We start from the raw sequence: 1,850 nt of genomic DNA on the forward strand, positions 1-1,850 counted from the left end.
CTGCGGCGTGGCGAGGTCGGGGGTGTCGTCCTGGCTCATGGTCAGTTCCTCCGCGCAACGCCGTCCGTGCGCTCAATTCGCACCACGTCGCCCTTGTCGCCGCCCAGGCGCAGTTCGGCGGCACCGAACAGCGATCCACGATGTAGTACGGCGAGCGGAAGCGGTAGTTGACCAGTTGCCCGTCGCCTTCCGGCCCGATTACGAACAGCGGCGGCAGCTCGCCTTGCGCGATGCCGGCGGGGAACTGGATATAGACCTTCTGCCCGTCGTCGAAGGCGCGCAGCGGCTTCCACGGCGGGTTGCTACCGCTGACCGCGTAGCGGAAGCGCAGGTTTTCCAGCGACAAGCCGGAGTCCACCGGCGCGGCGGCGCTGGCCGCCTGCGCCTGGCGCTGCAAGGCCAGCATCCGGTCACGCGGATACTCCCAAGAAGCCGACGCCATCCACGTCTTTTCCGTCGAAGCCAACTCCAGCAGGTACGTCCTGCGGTTGGTGGTGATGACGAGATTGGTCTTGAGGCCCGAGCGGATCGGCTTGACCAGCACATTGACGCGCAGGTCAGCACCGCTGCCGCTCGACGTATCGCCAACGATCCAGCGCACGGTATCACCAGCGGCCACCGTCACCAGCTCCTCGCCCGGCTGGAGCGAAATCACAGTCACGCGGCCCACGGCTGCATAGACTTGGTAGAGCGCGCCATCGGTGAACGGCCACACCTGAATCGCGTTGACGTATCCCTCGCGCGTGGGTGCGACGCGCGCCTCGGCATTGGCCCGTGAGACGCGCACCTTCTCGTCGGCTGGCTCCGGCGTGGGCTTGGCGTCCTCGGCTTCGGGCAATGGCTTCAACTGCGCCGGCATCGGCAGTACCTCGGGCACCGCCACCACCTCCACCGGCGCGGGTGGCTCGGGTAGCGGCTGGGCCTGTACCGGCTCATCGAGCGAGATGGTCGGCGGTGGCTTGCCCTGCGTGGCGCAGCCCGCCAGGGCAAGCAAGATCACCGGCAAGGCGGATTTACGGAAAAGATCATTCATGGCTTGGCTCCTTCGGAAGAATCCAGTTCGCGGCTCCATGACAGGCCGTTGACGTAGATGCCCAGGGGGTTCTGGCGCAGGCGTTCTTCGGTGCGCGGCGGCTGGAGCACGATGGACACCACGGCCGTCCACCGCTCCAAGCCCGCCGCGGCGCCGTTGACGTAGCGGCGTTCCGTCCAGCGCACGTTGAAAGACGTGTCGCTGGCGCGCACGACGCTGGTGATCTGCACAGTCACCGACTCTTTACCGATGCGTGCGAACGGGTCGTTGACCCGCGCGTAGTCGTTGAGCACGGCCGCGCCCTTGTCGGTCGTGTAGTCGTAGGCGTCCAGCCAGTTCTGGCGGACGACGATGGGGTCGATGGACAGCGAGCGCACCAGCGTCACGAAGCGCGCGATGTGGTGCGCCGTCTGTGCATCGTTGGGCCGGTAGGGCGTGGCGGCTTCGCCCACGGCGCGCACCTGGCCCGCGTTGTCCACTTCCACGACGTAGGGCGTCACGAATGACTGCGCCGAGCGCCACACTAGGCCGCCGGACATCAACAGCGCGAGCGTGAGGCAGCCGAAGGCCATCAGGCGCCAGTTCTTCGCCTGCACGCGCGGCGAGCCGATACGGTCGTCCCACACCTGGCCGGCAGCTTGGTACGGCGTGGCAGGCTGCGGCGTGTCGGCATAGCGCACCTGCGGTTTTCTGAATCGCATGGTCAGTTCTCCTTGTGAATCGCATTAGTCGTCGGAGCCGCGCAGGCTCGGGCCTTGCCCCGAGCCGCCACCGTCGCCACCGCGCAGCGTGTGCGCGGCGGTGGTCGCGGCGTGGG

Annotated in this window: 1 protein-coding gene and 1 pseudogene; both read right to left on the minus strand. The window is 67.5% G+C overall.

Annotation, left to right across the window (positions count from 1 at the left end):
* Positions 1-41 precede the first annotated feature (41 nt).
* Positions 42-1,033 (minus strand): annotated as a pseudogene (gene trbG / locus JCM9942_RS14980) (P-type conjugative transfer protein TrbG).
* Complete coding sequence (gene trbF, locus JCM9942_RS14985; protein WP_016448814.1) at positions 1,030-1,734, minus strand: conjugal transfer protein TrbF; 705 nt, start codon at positions 1,732-1,734, stop codon at positions 1,030-1,032. The pseudogene trbG and the gene trbF overlap by 4 nt, the downstream one beginning before the upstream one ends.
* Positions 1,735-1,850 lie beyond the last annotated feature (116 nt).

It is taken from the genome of Stenotrophomonas pictorum JCM 9942 (assembly GCF_001310775.1).
In the GTDB taxonomy this organism is placed as follows: domain Bacteria; phylum Pseudomonadota; class Gammaproteobacteria; order Xanthomonadales; family Xanthomonadaceae; genus Stenotrophomonas; species Stenotrophomonas pictorum.

Excerpts from the sequence above, each read along its gene's own strand:
- trbF (WP_016448814.1), bottom strand. The coding sequence starts at position 1,734 with ATGCGATTCAGAAAACCGCAGGTGCGCTATGCCGACACGCCGCAGCCT.